The sequence below is a fragment of the Actinoalloteichus caeruleus DSM 43889 genome (assembly GCF_000429185.2).
Taxonomy (GTDB): Bacteria; Actinomycetota; Actinomycetes; order Mycobacteriales; family Pseudonocardiaceae; genus Actinoalloteichus_B; species Actinoalloteichus_B caeruleus.
Genome location: NZ_AUBJ02000001.1, coordinates 3893303 through 3909718, shown reverse-complemented (window position 1 = coordinate 3909718; position 16416 = coordinate 3893303). Strand labels below are relative to the sequence as shown.

Below are 16416 nucleotides of genomic sequence, written 5' to 3'. Positions count from 1 at the left end.
GCACCCTGGTGTTGACGAGGGTTCACTCCGCCGTGGTTGGCTGGAAGCCATGACGCAGACCCGCACCGAGACAGTTCCGCTCACGGACGGCAGGGAGTTGACGGTGACCGTCGCGGAACCCGAGAACACCGTGCGCGGGGGCCTGGTGCTCCTGCACGGCAGACGCGGGGTCGTCGACCAGCTCCGCGAGCTCGCCGTCGGTCTGGCCGCGGAGGGGTGGCTGGTGGCGGCTCCGCACCTGGGGGAAGACCGGAGCGGTCACGACGGCGGCACGGGTGACCAGCTGCTCGCCGACACCGACGCCGCCTGCGTCTGGCTGGTCGACCGGGGGGTGCGCGACGACCAACTCGGGTTGCTGGGTTTCGGCGCCGGGGGTACGGCCGCGCTGCGGGTGGCGACGCAGCGGAGCCTGGGAGCGGTCGTGAGCGTCGCGCCGGACGCCGTCACCCTTCCCGACGAGGACGACGGCCGCTCCCTCGTCGAGCTCGTCTCGGAGCTGAGCTGCCCCTGGCTCGCGCTCTACGGGAGTGACGACGAGTCGGACCAGGGCCTGGTGCGGCTCCGCGACGCGGTGGACAGCGCCTCCGCCGTGGCGAACGTGGTCACCTACCCGGAGTCCGAACACCGGTTCGACCAGGACGGGGTCGCGGCGTCCGAGGCGTGGCAGCGCACCTTGACCTGGTTCGACGCGCACCTGCGCTGACCTCCCCCTCCAAGCCCCGGCGCGGTACCCATCCCGTCACTCCCCGGTGCCCCTACCCCCGAGCGGCCCCTTGGCGAACGCCTCGGATTGGGCTAGGAAGCGAGGTATGGCAGGCAACGAGGCGGCCACTCCCGAGGTGCTGTGGACACCCGCTCTGGCGGGGAGCAGCGCGCTGGAGCGGTTCGAGACCTGGGTGCGCGAACGCCGTCCCGAGGCGTTGGGCGGCTCCGCTCCGCCCAGTGGGCCGTCCGGCTACGAGGCGCTCTGGCGGTGGTCGGTGGCGGACCTCGATGGTTTCTGGTCGGCGGTGGTCGACTTCCTCGGAGTCCGGTTCCACCGGCGTCCCGCGTCCGCCTTCGCCGGTGGGGGCATGTCGGAACCGAGGTGGTTTCCCGGGGCGACGCTGAACTACGCCGAGCAGGCGCTGGCGGGGCGGCCGGGCTCGGACCTCGCCGTCGTGTTCCGACGGGAGGACGGGGCCGGGGAGGAGTGGTCCTTCGACGAGCTCCGCGCCCGGGTGGCGGCCCTGCGGGCGTTCCTCGTGGCGGCGGGGGTCGGCCGGGGTGACCGGGTGGTCGCCCTGCTGCCGAACGCGCCGCACGCCCTCGTGGCCCTGCTGGCCACCGCGAGCATCGGCGCCGTGTGGTCCTCCTGCTCCCCGGACTTCGGCACGACGGCGGCGGTGGACCGGTTCCGGCAGATCGAGCCGGTCGTCCTCCTCGCGGTCGACGGCTACCGGTACGGCGGTCGTTCGTTCGACATCCGGGGGAAGGTCGAGGAGCTCGCGAGCCAGCTCCCCACCCTGCGGACCGTCGTCCTGGTCGACTACCTCGGTGAGGCCACCGCCAGCCCCGGGGGCATCGGTTCGGCCGACACGATCGGCGGCGTGCGGGCGGTGCCCTGGGACCAGGCGCTCCGAGCGCACCCGAACGCGCGGCTGGCCTTCGAGCCGGTCCCCTTCGACCACCCGCTGTGGGTCCTGTACTCCTCGGGGACGACCGGGCTGCCCAAGGGGATCGTGCACGGGCACGGCGGCATCGTCGTGGAGCACCTGAAGGTGTTGGCGCTGCACGCCGACCTCGGGCCGGGTGACCGGTTCCTGTGGTTCACCACCACCGGCTGGATGATGTGGAACTACCTGGTGTCCGGCCTGCTGGTGGGGGCCACGGTGGTGCTCTACGACGGTAGCCCGGCACATCCGGAGCCCGACGCGTTGTGGCGGTTGGCCGCCTCGACCCGCGTCACCTACCTGGGGATCTCCGCGCCGTTCGTCCACTCCTGCCAGAAGGGGGGAGTCACCCTCTCCGGGCTCGACCTGTCGCGGGTGCGGGCGGTCGGTTCGACCGGTGCTCCGCTCAGCGAGGAGGGTTTCCGTTGGCTGGCGGAGCAGCTCGGGGCCGACGTCCAGATCGCGAGCGTGTCCGGTGGCACCGACGTCTGCACCGCCTTCCTGACGAGCGCTCCCACCGTCCCGGTCTGGGTGGGGGAGTTGTCCTGCCGGGCGCTGGGAGCCGCGGTGGAGGCCTACGACGAGAGCGGCCGCCCGGTGGTCGGCGAGGTGGGCGAGTTGGTGGTCACGCGGCCCATGCCCTCGATGCCGGTCTTCTTCTGGGGTGACTCCGACGGCGCTCGGATGCGGGAGGCCTACTACGAGGCCTTCCCCGGTGTGTGGCGGCACGGCGACTGGGTCCGCCTCAGCCCACGGGGGTCCGCCGTGATCCACGGCCGCAGCGACTCGACGCTCAACCGGGGCGGGGTCCGGATGGGGACCTCGGAGTTCTACCGCGTCGTGGAGAGCCTTCCCGAGGTACTGGACTCACTGGTCATCGACAACGCCGGTCCGGCGAGGCCGGACGGGGAGCTGGTGTGCTTCCTGGTGCTGGCGGCGGGGGCGGAGGAGGAGGCCGTGGTGGCCCGTGCGCGGGCACTGCTCCGGTCGACGCTGTCGCCCCGCCACGTCCCGGACAGGTTCCTCCGGGTGGGGGAGGTGCCGAGGACGTTGAACGGCAAGAAGTGCGAGGTTCCCGTCAAGCGCGTCCTGGCCGGGGTGCCGGTGGGCGAGGCGGTCAGCCGGGAGGCGCTGGCGAACCCGGGCGCCCTCGACGGCGTGGTGCGTGCTTTCTTCGTCGACGAGGGTCCTGAGCTGGGGAAACAGGTTTAGGGGGACCCGGTTTTGCCCCCGGTCCACCCGGTTGTGTAATGTATGCCGCGAGCGACCGAACGAGGTCCCGGGAGGCTTCGCCTAGTCTGGTCTATGGCGCCGCACTGCTAATGCGGTTGGGGGTTTAAGCCCCCTCCCGGGTTCAAATCCCGGAGCCTCCGCAGCACCGGCCGGAAACGGCTGGTCACAACTGAACAAGCGCCCGTAGCTCAACGGATAGAGCATCTGACTACGGATCAGAAGGTTAGGGGTTCGAATCCCTTCGGGCGCGCATCGGACGACCCCCCTGGCGACAGGGGGGTCGTTTCGTCTGTCGGCCGGCCCCTGTCCGCTGGCCGCGCTCCCCGGTCGCGGTGGCCGGTGTGATGATCCCCACGTCCGGCCAGCCCGGGTGTGCCCCCGCGGCTCCCGGGCGACGGGCTGTGGCGGGTTCCTCGGGTCGGCGCGGGGGTGAGGGCCGCGGGTGGGGCCGGCGCTCCCCGGCCGTCCGGTCGCGGCTCTTCTGGCGGTGGGCCGCGTGGCCCACGGTGGCGCTCCTGGCCCAGGGGCTGGCGGGGGCGTGACCGGTCTTCCGGAATGGCGGCTCTTCGTGCCCGACCGCTGTTGTTCACCAAAAAGTGATCAACAGTCTGCGTAACGGTTACGGCTTGTGCGTAACGCTCGCCGGTTCGGCCAATTCTGTCCGCTTGCTGGTCCGCATTCGCCCTCCGACCGGACTAGCAGCTATTGGGCGAGTTATCCGGTGTCGAGGAAGCGCCGGGTAATTTCGCTCACCCCGAAAGGTGACTTCAGTCCCAGGTGCGCGGGGTATGTGTCGGCAGGTTCTTCACTTTCCGTTGCCGCGCTGCTGGGAAAACCACATTTCATGGTCCGGATGCTTCCAGTTCGGTATCGGCACGCAACCTTCGGTCGGCTCGCGCATCCTAGGGCGGCGACGCGCTCCGAGCCGGTACGACACGGGTGACGTCCAGTGTGTCCGCTGACGAGGCAACCCGCTCAGAGAACGGGCAGGTTGGGCGAGCGAGTTCCCGACATCCCGGCGTGTCCCGTGGCGGGCCGAGCTCAGCGGGGAGGAAGCTCGGCGGGGTCGAAGCCGGCGCTTCCCGCAATGCCTCACCCAGGGGGACGAATAACCGGGCGGTTCCGGAAACCGGGCGGGGTCTTGCCGCACGGGAATTGACGCGTCGGCTAAAGTCGTGCCGTCCGCCGAACCGGAAAAACGGGTCGGCCCGTCAACGGGCCGCCGGAACCGGAGCGCCCCAACACTCACGCCGATGGGGGCACCGGGGTCGCGGCGGCGGGAAATCGTGGTCTACCCCTGATCCAGTCCGCCGGTCGGCGGTTTCCCGGACCTCTGGTCCGGAAGAGAGGAGAGACATGAGACTCGGGTTGCGCCTGGCGCGAGCCGGCGCGGCACTGCTCGGCGCGGCTGCCCTGCTCGTCGGCACCGCACTGCCGGCCGCCGCGTCCACCAAGGGCCACTACGACAACACGAACGAGGTCAAGGGCGAGAGGATCCACCTGACGGACCGCTCCTCGGTCCCGACGGTGCTGCTGCCCCTCGTCCTCGAGGACGGCACCGAGCTGCTCACCTACTGCGTCGAGCTGACGGTCACCGCCGCCAACAAGGCTCCTTACCACGAGGTGCCGTGGGACCAGTACCCCACGGACCAGAACGCCTCGTTCCCCACCGCGCCCGGCAAGGTGCTGTGGATCCTGCAGAACTCCTACCCCCAGGTGTCGGTTGACGAGCTGAACGCGCAGCTCGGCACGAACCTGAACGTGGAGCGCGCCGTCGCCGGCACGCAGGCCGCCATCTGGCACTTCAGCAACGGCTCGAAGCTGGCGGGCAACAACGGCCGCGACATCCAGGCCCTGTACCGGCACCTGACCGGTGAGGCCAACGTCGGTGTCGACCAGCAGCCGACCCCCACGCTGGCGCTGAGCCCGGAGAGCCACTCCGGTGCCGCCGGTGAGCTGATCGGCCCGTTCACGGTCGAGTCGAGCGCCGGGACCGTCGGCCTGGCCCTCCAGGGGCCGGAGGGCGTCACCCTGGTCAACAAGAACGGCGAGGAGGTCAACCCGATCTCCGGTGACGTGCCGACCGACAGCATCTCCGAGCTGTACGTGAGCGTCCCCGAGGGCGCCGAGGCCGGCGAGGCCACCATCACCGCGAACGCCTCCGCCACCGTCAACACCGGCCGCCTCTTCGTGGGTGACCCGTCGGGTGACTGGAGCGGGGCCAGCCGCAACGCCCGGGACAGCAAGCGCACCCAGTCGCTGATCGTCGCGGAGGGCAAGCCCACCAACCTGGACACCTCGGTCCGCGTCGACTGGGTAGGCGGGCCGGTCGCTCCGCCCACCTCCGAGACCCCGGAGCCGAGCGTGCCGGAGACCCCGCAGCCGAGCGAGCCGGCCCCGAGCACCACCCCGAGCGTGCCCGAGGCCCCGGAGACCACCACTCCGGCCCCGCCGGCTCCCGAGCGCCCGGACAACGAGGACGACCTGGCCAACACCGGTGCGTCCATCTGGCTGCCGCTCGGCCTTGGCGCGGTGCTCCTCGGTGGCGGTGCCACCGCACTGTTCCTGATGCGGCGCAAGAAGCAGGCCGAGGTCTGATCCTGACCGCGTCCTGAGCAGGGCGGGCCGCCGGTCCCCGACAGGGGCCGCCTCTTCCCGCTCCCACACCACGGGGCCACCTCCCAGCCGGGAGGTGGCCCCGTCGGCGTTCCCGGCCCTGGTGCGTCGGACCCTCCCCGGAACCTTTTCCCGGGGCACGGCGTCGGAAGAGGTGAGTGGCGACCCGCTCGTCGACCAAGGGGTCACGCACGCGACGGTCCACCAGCCGGCCGCCACCACGGGAGGGACGGGCCACACTTCACGTGAGCACCGGAGACCAGGGGGTGGCCGTGTTGACGGGTTCGGTGGTGGCCGCGCTGGTGGGCGGCCTGGTGGCGGTGTCCCCGTTCCCCGCGCTCGGTCCGGCGGAGGTGGAGGAACCGGAGACCGGGCCGATCGCCGTCGGTGCCGCCAACCCCGTCGACGCCCCGTTGCTGGGGCCGGGCGACGGCGAACACGCGGACACCATCCGCCCCGGCGAGTCCCGCTTCTACGCGCTGCCCGCCGCGCCGGGCTCCTGGCCAGCCGTCACCGTCGCGTTGCGTCCGACGGCGGACGGCGCCGGTCCGCCGCCGGGCGCCTGCTCGTCCCGGCTCCGGGTCGCGCTGCTGACCCCGACCGGCACCGAGCCCGACTACGGACCCGAGCCCCGGAACGCCGCCTTCGGCAACTCCTCGGAGGCGAGGGTCGAGGTGACCAGCGCGTCGCCTGTCGAGGCTGGCGACCCGTTCGGAGAAGCGGCCAACGGGTCCGGCTACTGGTACGCCGTCGTGAACCTCGAGGCCGACGACTGCTGGAACCGGTACCCGGCCGTCTCCTTCCCCCTGGGCCTCGGCGTCGACGCCGAGCAGGACGCGCCGTTACCGCCCTACCCCGAGATCGGCGTGCCAGGGGCACCGACACCGTCGGGTGCCACGACGTTGCCCGCCGACGGCACGGCCACGGTCGCCACGCTCCACCCCGGGGAGAGCCGGTGGTTCGCCGTTCCCGTGGAGCCGGGGAGCAGGATCGGTGCCACCGCGCTGTTCAGCGGTGACCCGCAGGCCACGTCCCCGGAGTGCCCGGCGCGGGTCAGCCTTGCCCTGCACTCCCCGGGGAACACCGTCCTCGGCCGCGACGTCGACTCCTTCACCGGGACCAGCGTGGTCGGCGCGTCCATCTCCGTCGCCGAGGGTGCGCCGGGTGCGGCCGGCCGACAGGTCGGGTTGGCCGGGCTCCACCTGTTGCGGATCGAACTCGCCACCGGCCTGTGCGGCGCGACGGCGTCCATCTCCGATCTCGGGTACCGGGTGCGCCTGACCGCGGTGGCCGGGCCGGTGGACGAGGTCGGCTGGCCCGTTCCCGGGTCCGAGGAGGGGGAGACGGCCGGTGACGGTGGTCAGCGGGACGGCGGTGCCACCCCGGGTGCCGGCACGGGCCGGCCCGCTGACGGCCACGCCGCCGAGAGGGCGCTGGTGGACCTCACCGGGTGGCCGAGCTGGCTGTTCCTCGGGGCCACCGCCGTCATCGTGGTCGCCGTCGTGCTGGCGGCCAGGGGCGGCCACCGGCCCCCGGGCCGTGGTGTCCCGCAGGGGAGGGAGCCGGTGGTTCCCGTGAATCCCGACGCCGTCGCCGCCCGGTACGACGAGGGCGGCTGGCGGCGGTACTCGGCGCTGTCGGCTCCGGAGGACGCGGTCGTGACCAGGCCGTTCCGATCGCCCGAGCCACCCGGTCCCGAGCGGTCCGACCGGGACGGCTGACCGGCCGCGGTCGACCCCGCCGACCCGCCGACCCGCCGGTCGCGGGTCCGGGAGTTCTGGTCCGGCCCGGTGTCAGACCCGCACGGCGAGCGCCAGGCCCTGGCCGACGCCCACACAGGCGGCGGCGACGCCGATGCCCCCACCACGTGCGCCGAGGTGCCGGCACAGGTCGGTGACCACGCGTGCCATCGACGCACCGAGCGGGTGCCCGTAGGCGAGCGCGCCCCCGTGCACGTTGACCCGCTGGGTGTCGATGGTCGGCAGTTCGTGGAGCACGGACAGCACGACGGCGGAGAAGGCCTCGTTGATCTCCCACAACGACACGTCGGACGCGCGGACGTCCAACCGGTTCAGGAGGCGCTGGATCGCGGGTACGGGGCCGAGCGGGAACCGAGCCGGGTCGACCGCGGCGACCTCACTGCCCACCACCTCACCCAGCGGAGTGACACCCAGCTCGCCGGCCGCCACCTCGGTGCCGATCAGCATCGCCACCGCCCCGTCGTTCAGGGGAGAGGAGTTGCCGGCCGTGACGGTCCCGTCCGGGGAGAAGGCGGGTGGCAGGGCGGCGAGCTTCTCCGCGCTGGTCTCCGGGCGCACCGACTCGTCCCGTCGGACAGTCTGCCCACCCGGCGTCCGCACGGCGAAGGCGAAACCCTCGTGAACTCCCGCGTCCCAGGCCGCCGCCGCCCTGCGGTGGGACCGGAGGGCGAACTCGTCCAACCGCGTCCGGTCGATGCCGAGTTCCCACGCCACCCGCTCGGCGGCCGCGCCCAGCGCCAACGTCCACTGCTCCGGCATCCTCGGGTTCACCAGCCGCCATCCCAACGCGGTCGAGACGACCTCCATGCGGTCGGGTAGTTCGCGGTCGGGCCGGGCCATCACGAACGGCGCGCGGCTCATCCCCTCGACCCCGCCGGCGATGACGAGGTCCGCGTCACCCGCGCGGACGGAGCGGGCGGCCTGGACCACGGCCTCACCGCCCGAGGCGCAGAGCCGGTTGACCGTGACACCCGGAACCGTCACCGGCAGGCCGGCCAGGAGGGCGGCCATCCTGGCCACGTCCCGGTTCTCCTCCCCGGCCCCGTTGGTGTTGCCGTAGACGACGTCGTCGATCGTCGCGGGGTCCAGGGCCGCCGACCCGTCCGGTCCGTGCCTGCGCAGGAGCTCCAGGATGGGCAGGGCTGCGAGGTCGTCCACCCTGACCTGGGACAGTCCGCCCCGGTAGCGGCCGAAGGGAGTGCGGGCGGCGTCCAGGATGAGTGCGCGGCGCATGCGCCTATCGTGCCGTACGACCGGCGGTGGGGATGCGGACCGATCGCAGGCGCTCGGTACCCCCGAACGCGCGGGGTCCGGCGCACGGCCTCAACCAGCCGGGTCCGGGCGCCGGCCGCTGACGAGGCCGCCGGCCAGGCCGGTGACGCGTGCTCCACCCCTGCCGAGCTCCGCGAGTTCGTCGAGCGCACCGGGCCGATGCAGGGGGAGCTCGAACGCGATGGTCGGGGTTTCCCCGGCCCGCTGCCGTCGGACGTGGGCTCGGTGGCCGTCCTCGACCGCCGCCCGGAGGGAACCCGTGGTCGCCAGCGCGCCCCGCGCGACACCGAGCCGGCCGAGCGCGTCGTCCAGCGCCGTCAGCAACGCGTCCCGGTTCCCCTCGCACATCGCGCGGACCAGGCCGGGCCTGGTCCCGGCCACCCGGGTGCCGTCGGCGAAGGAACTGGCGGCCAGCGTCGCCGCCAGCGGACCACCGTCCTCAGCCACTGCCGAGAGCACCTCGGCCAGCAGGTGGGGCAGGTGGGAGACCCGAGCCACCGCCGCGTCGTGTTCCCGGGCCGGCGCGGGAACGACCTCGGCGCCGCAGTCGAGCGCCAGGCTCGCCACCTCCGCCCAGACGGCCGGGTCCGCCTCGTCGGTGGTGACCACCCAGGCCGCCTGGGTGAACAGGCCGGCGTCCCCCGCATGCCAGCCCGAGGAGGCGGTGCCCGCCATCGGGTGCCCGCCGACGTACCTCACCCCCGGCGCGTGCGACTCGACAGCCCGCAGCACCGGCTCCTTGACGCTGACCACGTCGGTGAGTCGGCAGCCGCCAGCGTGCTGGTCGACGAGCCGGAGGACCTCGGGGACCGAGGTGAGCGGGACGGCGACGACCACGAGGGCGTCCTCCTCGGCTGCCCGGCGCAGCGCGGTCGCGGGTGGGAGGACGTCGACTCCCTCGGCGGTCGCCGCCTCGGCGTCCACCGGGGACGCGGTGGCCGCCCAGCAGCTTCGTCCGGCGGCGGTGGCGGCGCGCAGCACCGAGCCGCCGATCAGTCCCAGGCCGAGTACGCAGATCGGAGTCACCCGATCATTGTCGGTCACCTGCCCGGCGTCGTGTTCAGGTGAACGGTGCGACGGCGACGGGCCGAAGGGAATACCGTGGGGACATGGAGGTCGAGGAGCCGCTCTCGGGTGTGGCGTTGGCCGTGCTCAGGGAGGACGGCCAGTGGCGGTGTCGGCGGATGTCCGACGGGGCGCTGTCGGATCTGGACAGGGCCATCACCGAGCTGCGTGCCACGCGGTCGACGGGGGCGGTCTTCGGGCTGCTCAACGTCGACGACGAATTCTTCCTGATCGTTCGACCCGGCCCGGGCGGAGTGGACCTCCTGCTCTCCGACTCGGCCGCCGCTCTCTACTACGACGTCGCGGCGGACGTGCTGGACCTGTTGCGCATCGACCCGCCCGACGAGGACGACGACGAGATGTGGCCCGAGGGCGACCTCGGCCTCCTCGCCGATCTCGGGATGCCCTCCGGTGAGATGGTGGTGGTGGTCGAGGAGGACCGCTACCCCGAGGAGCAGTTGCGGATCATCGCCCAACGGTGCGGTTTCGCCGACCAGTACGACGCGGTGATGGCCGACCTCGACCGTGTTCCCTAGACCCTTCACCCGCCCTGCCGACGAGGAGCTGGTCAGGGCGGCGATGGCCGAGGCCCTCCGCGCGGAGGCCGCCGGCGACGTGCCCATCGGCGCCGTCGTCCTCGATCCCACTGGGCGGGTGCTGGCCACCGCGCACAACGCGAGGGAGGAACTCGGCGATCCCACCGCGCACGCCGAGGTCCTCGCGTTGCGGCGGGCGGCGGCCGTGCACGGCGACGGGTGGCGGCTGACGGGGTGCACGCTCGGGGTCACCGTCGAACCGTGCGCGATGTGCGCCGGGGCCGCGGTGCTGGCCAGGGTCTCGCGGGTGGTGTTCGGGGCGTGGGAACCGAAGACCGGCGCGGTGGGGTCGCTGTGGGACGTGGTGCGGGACCCGCGGGTGCCGCACCGGACGGAGGTCGTCGGCGGGGTGCTGGCGGCGGAGTGCGCGCGGTTGTTGGACGACTTCTTCCGCGAGCACCGTGGCGATGATGTGTGACCTGGGCCACAGCTAGGTGTGGCGGGTGGGGCGGTGGGCATCCTCAGGTCAGAGAGCGACGCCACGAACGGGGAAGCCAACGGTGTGCCCCGTGGTAAGGGGGAGCCGCCTCACTTCGACGCGACGACGTGCGGGAGGGGCCGCGACTCCAGGAGGGAGAGTTCCATGAGCGTCTTCGACAAGGCCAAGCACGGAGCCCAGGAGCTGGCGGGCAAGGCGAAGGAGGCCCTCGGTCGGGCGACCGACAACGAGGAAGTGGAAAACTCCGGCAAGAAGGACAAACTGTCCGGTCAGGTGAAGAAGACCGGGGAGGACGCCAAGGACCGCGCCGCTGGTGCGGTGGACGACGCCAAGAAGAAGTTCGGCGGGAACGACTGAGGTTCGTCTCGACGGATGAACGGGAACGGGTCGACGACCGACCGCTTGTCGTGCGGCCCCGGCCGATGGCCGACGGAGCCGCCCGCCCGCCCCGCTCGAACGGCGAACCAGCGCGAACGCTGCCACGATGGGCCCGTCCCCCAGGGGCGGGCCCATCGCTCGTGTGTGGGCCCGGCGGGGTGGGCGGCGAACGAGCAGGGCCCGGCTGGGCGCCATCGTCTGCGGGGGTGTGGATGACCGAGGCGTGGAACGACTGTGCCGACGAGGTCGAGGACGCCGCCCTGGCGCTCCGCATCGCGGGTCGGGACGCCGACGCCTTCGAGATCCTGGTGCGACGCTACTCGGGCCGCGTGTCGAGGATGGCCCTCCGGATGTTGGGTGATCGCGGCGAGGCGGAGGACGTCACGCAGGACGTCTTCGCGACGGTCTGGTGCCGGGTCGGTGAGCTGGCCGACCCGGGTGCGGTGCGCACGTGGCTGTTCCGCATCGCTCACCGGCAGTGCCTGGCGATCCTGCGCAAGCGGCGTGACCGGCGCACCGACCCGCTGGCCACGATCCCGGAGTCCGGGACCACGGCCATCGCCACCGCCCAGGTGGATGGTCGGTTCCACCCGGAGCGGGCCGCGACCGCTTCGGCGGGGGTCGACGCCCTCTACCGGGCGGTGGAGACGCTGCCCTCGCCGCAACGGGCGGTCTGGCTGATGGCCGAGGTGGGCGGGGTGTCGCACGCCGAGATCGCCGCCGTGGTCGGCGCGTCCGAGCAGGCCGTCCGGGGACGCCTCGCCCGGGCCAGGACGCGACTGGCCGTCGTGATGCGAGCCTGGCGCTGATCCCTCCCGGCCCGAGTGGTCCCGTGGACCACTCGCGAGGCGTGGTGGGACCGCCCCACCGCCGCCAGGGGAGGGGGGCGTTCGGGTGGGAACGGCAATCGGATATCCTTCGTCACGGTAGCGTGTCCGAGCGGCCTAAGGAGCACGCCTCGAAAGCGTGTGTGGGTGCAAGCCCACCGTGGGTTCGAATCCCACCGCTACCGCCAGCAACCAGCGAGAACGCCGGTCCACCACGTTCGAAGTGGACCGGCGTTTCGCGTGTCCGGAGGTGCTGCCCCTCCGTTCCCCGTCCTCGGCGCCGTCCTCGGCCCCGGCCCGGCCAACGGCCTGATGGCGCCACGACCGCGAGGTCCCTGCGAGGTGGGAGGGGGCTGAACGGTCCGGCCACGCCCTCCGAACCCGCGTCCCGAGCCGGCGCCCGGCAGGACGACCGGAGGATCACCTGGTGGAGGGCCGGCGGCCACCTGTTGGGCGGTATGCCCCCGCCGCGGCGACGTGGGAGTCTGCACGGGGGAGCGATCGACACGGGCCCCGCACGGAAGGACACGGCGGCGGCCCGGCACCAGGGAGGCCGTTCCTCCACGGGTCACCTGGGAGTTCCGAAGGCGAACGGCCGCGTGGACGCGGACCGGTACCGGTGCCGGCGGCGAACCCCGGCCGGTCCACACCGGACACCCAACACCGCGTGCGCGCCGGCGGTGTCCGCACCGAAGTGAGGTGGGCGTTGATGTCCGTCACCCGCGGTCTGTCCGTGCTCGTCCTGTCCGCCCTGCTGATCGTCTCCTGTGGGACGGAGGAGGACGTCGTCCCGTCCGAGGGCCCGGCGCCCACGGCGGGAACGACGACGCCGGACGAGGTCGAACCCACCCCGCACCCCACCATGACGACCGAGCCGCCGGGGACATCCGCCCCGACGGGGAACGGCTCGGTGGACCCCGTGCCACCCGGTGCCGGAGCACCCACCGCCGGCTGCGACACCCACCCGGTGCCCCGGGTGGAGGTACCGCGCACCCACGAGTTCCAGGTCGTCAGCGAGAACGGCTGCGACCAGGTGGTGCTCGCGTTCCGGACGGCGGTGCCCGAGGTCATCGGACACCAGCTCGACGCGGAACCGCCGCTCTGGGGCGGCTCAGCGGAGCCGGTCCCGGGCATGGCGGCCGACGGGCGGACCCAGTTCCTGCACGTCTACGTCGCCGCTCCGGTGACCGGCACCCTCGGCCCGAGGGGGTACGAGTTGCCGTGGGTGCGGGGTGTCGTGGTCAACGACGCGTCCCACGGGACGGTGGAGCTCACGATCGCCCTGCCGGCGGGGCCGGGAACCGACCCGGTCGACTACGAGGTCCTCGTCGAGGACAACCAGGTCGTGGCCCGCTTCTGACGCCCTGACCCGCGCCGACCCCGGCCGCCCGCCGCTCGGCCCCGCCGGCCACTGCGGCTTCGCGGAACGGGCGGGGGAGCGCGCCCGCTACCCGCGCCGTCCGTCCCCTCAGGAGCGCCCGGAACGGCCGTCGGCTCCGTCCAGGACGGTCGTCCCCCGGACCCGAGGGCCTCGACCCGCCAACGACCTTTCCATGCCGTCTTCCCGCAGTTAACTCGTCCGGGTGAGGATGCACGAACGCATCCGATGTTGGAGGACGAGTGACTTTCCCATCCTTACCGGCGCCGAGACGCGCGGTCGCCGCGCTCACGGCGCTCGTCGCCGGGGCGGGGCTGGCCACGTTGCCGACCGAACCCCTCGCGCGCGCGGCCGAGGAACCGGCCCCCGCCGGCGCGCTGATCTCCGAGGTGTACGGCGGTGGCGGCAACTCCGGCGCGACACTCACCACCGACTTCGTCGAACTCGGCAACCCGGGGGACCACCCGGTCACGGTGGACGGCTGGTCCGTCCAGTACCTCCCCGGCACTCCGCGTCCCACCAGCCAGTGGCAGCACACCCCGCTCGTCGGGGAGATCCCCGCCGGCGGCCACTTCCTCGTGAGCCAGGCCAGGGGCAACTCCGGCTCCGTCGAGCTGCCCACCCCCGACGCGCGCGGCGACATCGCGATGTCCGCCACCGCCGGCACCATCGCCCTCGTGAACGGCACGGAGAGACTGGACTGCCTCACCCCGGCGGACTGCGCGGCCGACGCCCGCATCGTGGATCTCGTCGGTTACGGCGACGCGGTCGTCCGCAACGGCGAGCCGGCGCGCGGGGCGAGCAACACGAGGTCGGTGGCCAGGGACGGTGACCTCACCGACACCCGGGACAACGCGGCCGACTTCACCGCCGGCGAGCCGAACCCGGTCAACGCCTCAGGGGAGACCCCCGGGCCGCCAGGGGAACCGGGGAACCCGCCGGGTGAGCCCGGTGAGCCCGGTGAGCTCCGCATCCACGACATCCAGGGCACCACGCGGGTCTCCCCGCACACCGGCAGTCAGGTCAGCGGTGTTCCCGGCATCGTCACGGCGGTGAACGCCTTCGGCTCCGCCCGGGGGTTCTGGTTCCAGGACCCCGAGCCCGACGGCGACCCCAGGACGAGCGAGGCGCTCTTCGTCTTCACCTCCGACCGCACCCCGGATCTGGCGGTCGGGGACGAGGTCCTGGTGAGCGGAACCGTCGTGCAGTACCGGCAGGGCGGCGCGTCCAGCGCCAACCAGTCGCTCACCCAACTGGAACGTGCCTCCTGGGAGGTCGTCTCCAGCGGCAACGGTCTGCCGGAGGCCGAGCTGGTCACGCCGAGCACCGTGCCGACCACGCTCGCCCCCGACGCCTCCGGGGGCAGCATCGAGGACCTGGAGCTGGACCCCGAGCGCTACGCCCTCGACTACTACGCCTCCCGTGAGGGCATGCTGCTGCGCGTCGACGACGCGCCGGTGGTCGGCCCAACCGACGCCTACAACGCGCTGTGGGTGACGACCAAGCCGGCCCAGAACCGCAGTGCCAGGGGCGGGACGGTGTACCAGGGGTACGGCGACTCCAACACCGGTCGGCTCAAGATCGAGTCGCTCATCCCCTTCTCGGAACGGCCGTTCCCCATCGCCAACGTCGGGGACGAACTGCGTGGGACGACCCAGGGGCCGCTCTGGTACTCCCAGTACGGCGGCTACCTGATCAGGGCCACCACCCTGGGCCAGCACGTCGACAACGGGCTCACCCGGGACGCGGTGCGCCCGGCTCGGGACTGGGAGCTCACGGTCGCGACCTACAACGTGGAGAACCTGTCCCCCTCGGACGACCAGACGAAGTTCGACCGACTCGCCACGGGAGTCGCCGAGTACCTGGACGGGCCTGACATCGTCGCCTTGGAGGAGATCCAGGACAACACCGGACCGACGGACGACGGCGTGGTGGACGCCGACCGGACCCTCGACCAGTTCGTCGAGGCCATCCGCGCCGCCGGCGGCCCGGGATACGAGTGGCGGCAGATCAACCCCGAGGACAAGGAGGACGGCGGCCAACCCGGTGGGAACATCCGCAACGCCTTCCTGTTCAACCCGGAGCGCGTGTCCTTCGTGGACACCCCCGGCGGGGACGCCACGACGGCTGTCCGAATAGAGTCCGACGCCGACGGCGCCGCACGGCTCTCCGTCTCACCGGGCCGGATCGCTCCGGACAGCCCGGCCTGGGACAGCAGCCGCAAGCCCCTGGTCGGTCAGTTCCGTTTCGAGGACCGGGACGTGTTCGTGGTCGCCAACCACTTCAACTCCAAGGGCGGGGACCAGTCGCTGCACGGCCGTTACCAGCCCCCGAACCGGACCTCCGAGATCCAGCGGTTGGAACAGGCGGCGTTGGTGCGCCAGTTCGGCGACGCGCTCCACGCGAAGGACCCCTCCGCGAACCTGTTGGTGGTGGGGGATCTCAACGACTTCCAGTTCTCCCCCGTCCTGACCACCCTCACGCAGGGCGGGCGCCTGCACAACCCCCTGGTGGACCTCCCGCCCACCGAACGCTACGGGTACGTGTTCGATGGGAACTCGCAGTCCCTGGACCACATCCTGGTGGCCGGGGCGTTGGCGCACCGTGCCGACTACCAGCCCGTCCGGGTCAACGCCGAGTTCGCCGACCAGGCCAGCGACCACGATCCCCAGGTCGTGGCGTTCCGACCGCTGTCCGGCGACCCGGCGGTGGACGAGGCCGAGGACGCGCGGTACTACGGCGGCGGACGGCCGCCGGGCGAGGGCGGTGACACCAGGTCGCCGGAGCGGCCCGACCAACCCGGTGGCGGGGCCGGCGACCACCGGGACGGGCCTCCCCCCGCCGCGGGTGGCGACGACCTCGCGCGCACGGGCCTCAGCGGGGTGCTCCCCCTGATCACCGGCGCGGTCATCCTGCTCGCCGTGGGCGGGGCCGCCGCGTACTTCGCCCGACGCCAGCGCGGCGAGGCGAACTCCCCGGACTCCGAAGGGACCGGGACGACGAGCTGACCACGACCAGGCCCGGAACCGGCGGATCGCCCGGTTCCGGGCCGGACGGGCGACGCCGACGCCTCGTCCCGGTAGCGGTGTGGATCGTGCGACGACCAGGGCCGGGTGCGCGCGGGGCACCCACGCGGACGCGACCGGGCGACCCGTCGCCGTTCGCCGGGCACGCGTGGGGGCGACGGATGCGCCCGCCGG

The 16416-nt window shown here is 72.8% G+C and carries 12 protein-coding genes and 3 tRNA genes; 13 read left to right on the top strand and 2 right to left on the bottom strand.

The window, feature by feature from the left end; genetic code table 11:
- The first annotated feature begins 49 nt into the window (after positions 1 to 49).
- The 6 genes from G443_RS15355 (at position 50) to G443_RS15330 (ending at position 7222) form a co-directional block, all read left to right on the top strand.
- Positions 50 to 703 carry a dienelactone hydrolase family protein gene (locus G443_RS15355; protein WP_026417701.1) on the top strand — a complete coding sequence of 218 codons (654 nt, stop codon included), beginning with the start codon at positions 50 to 52 and terminating at the stop codon, positions 701 to 703.
- A gap of 106 nt (positions 704 to 809) precedes the next feature.
- Positions 810 to 2864, top strand: coding sequence for an acetoacetate--CoA ligase (locus G443_RS15350; protein ID WP_026417700.1), 2055 nt, complete (start codon positions 810 to 812; stop codon positions 2862 to 2864).
- Between the two features lie 70 nt (positions 2865 to 2934).
- Positions 2935 to 3025 (top strand) — tRNA-Ser (locus G443_RS15345).
- Between the two features lie 37 nt (positions 3026 to 3062).
- Positions 3063 to 3135 (top strand) — tRNA-Arg (locus G443_RS15340).
- A gap of 1106 nt (positions 3136 to 4241) precedes the next feature.
- The gene (locus G443_RS15335; protein WP_026417699.1) at positions 4242 to 5483 is read left to right on the top strand and encodes a Cys-Gln thioester bond-forming surface protein; all 1242 of its coding nucleotides are present in this window, start codon (positions 4242 to 4244) and stop codon (positions 5481 to 5483) included.
- Positions 5484 to 5746: 263 nt separating this feature from the next.
- Complete coding sequence (locus G443_RS15330) at positions 5747 to 7222, top strand: hypothetical protein (protein ID WP_035291469.1); 1476 nt, start codon at positions 5747 to 5749, stop codon at positions 7220 to 7222.
- A 72-nt stretch (positions 7223 to 7294) separates the two neighbouring features.
- On the opposite strand, the gene G443_RS15325 is transcribed toward G443_RS15330, so the two are convergent.
- A complete protein-coding gene (locus G443_RS15325; protein WP_026417697.1) occupies positions 7295 to 8494 on the bottom strand; it encodes a thiolase family protein in 1200 nt (399 codons plus the stop codon).
- Positions 8495 to 8584: 90 nt separating this feature from the next.
- The gene (locus G443_RS15320) at positions 8585 to 9577 is read right to left on the bottom strand and encodes a prephenate dehydrogenase (protein ID WP_081715255.1); all 993 of its coding nucleotides are present in this window, start codon (positions 9575 to 9577) and stop codon (positions 8585 to 8587) included.
- A gap of 65 nt (positions 9578 to 9642) precedes the next feature.
- Here G443_RS15320 and G443_RS15315 point away from each other — a divergent pair, with 65 nt between their 5' ends.
- The 7 genes from G443_RS15315 to G443_RS15285 all read left to right on the top strand — a co-directional run bounded on the left by G443_RS15315 (position 9643) and on the right by G443_RS15285 (position 16224).
- Positions 9643 to 10134, top strand: a complete 492-nt coding sequence (locus G443_RS15315) for a tRNA adenosine deaminase-associated protein (RefSeq protein ID WP_026417696.1) — start codon at positions 9643 to 9645, stop codon at positions 10132 to 10134.
- Positions 10135 to 10177: 43 nt separating this feature from the next.
- Entirely contained in the window at positions 10178 to 10612 is a 435-nt protein-coding gene (locus G443_RS15310) for a nucleoside deaminase (RefSeq protein WP_026417695.1), read from the top strand.
- Between the two features lie 165 nt (positions 10613 to 10777).
- On the top strand, positions 10778 to 10990 hold the full coding sequence (locus tag G443_RS15305; protein WP_026417694.1) for a CsbD family protein: 213 nt from the start codon (positions 10778 to 10780) through the stop codon (positions 10988 to 10990).
- Positions 10991 to 11223: 233 nt separating this feature from the next.
- Positions 11224 to 11820: an RNA polymerase sigma factor gene (locus G443_RS15300; protein WP_026417693.1), complete on the top strand. Its 597-nt coding sequence runs from the start codon at positions 11224 to 11226 to the stop codon at positions 11818 to 11820.
- A 116-nt stretch (positions 11821 to 11936) separates the two neighbouring features.
- A tRNA-Ser gene (locus G443_RS15295) sits at positions 11937 to 12026 on the top strand.
- A 521-nt stretch (positions 12027 to 12547) separates the two neighbouring features.
- The gene (locus G443_RS15290; RefSeq protein ID WP_051712871.1) at positions 12548 to 13198 is read left to right on the top strand and encodes a hypothetical protein; all 651 of its coding nucleotides are present in this window, start codon (positions 12548 to 12550) and stop codon (positions 13196 to 13198) included.
- Between the two features lie 260 nt (positions 13199 to 13458).
- On the top strand, positions 13459 to 16224 hold the full coding sequence (locus G443_RS15285; protein WP_026417692.1) for a DUF8508 domain-containing protein: 2766 nt from the start codon (positions 13459 to 13461) through the stop codon (positions 16222 to 16224).
- Positions 16225 to 16416 lie beyond the last annotated feature (192 nt).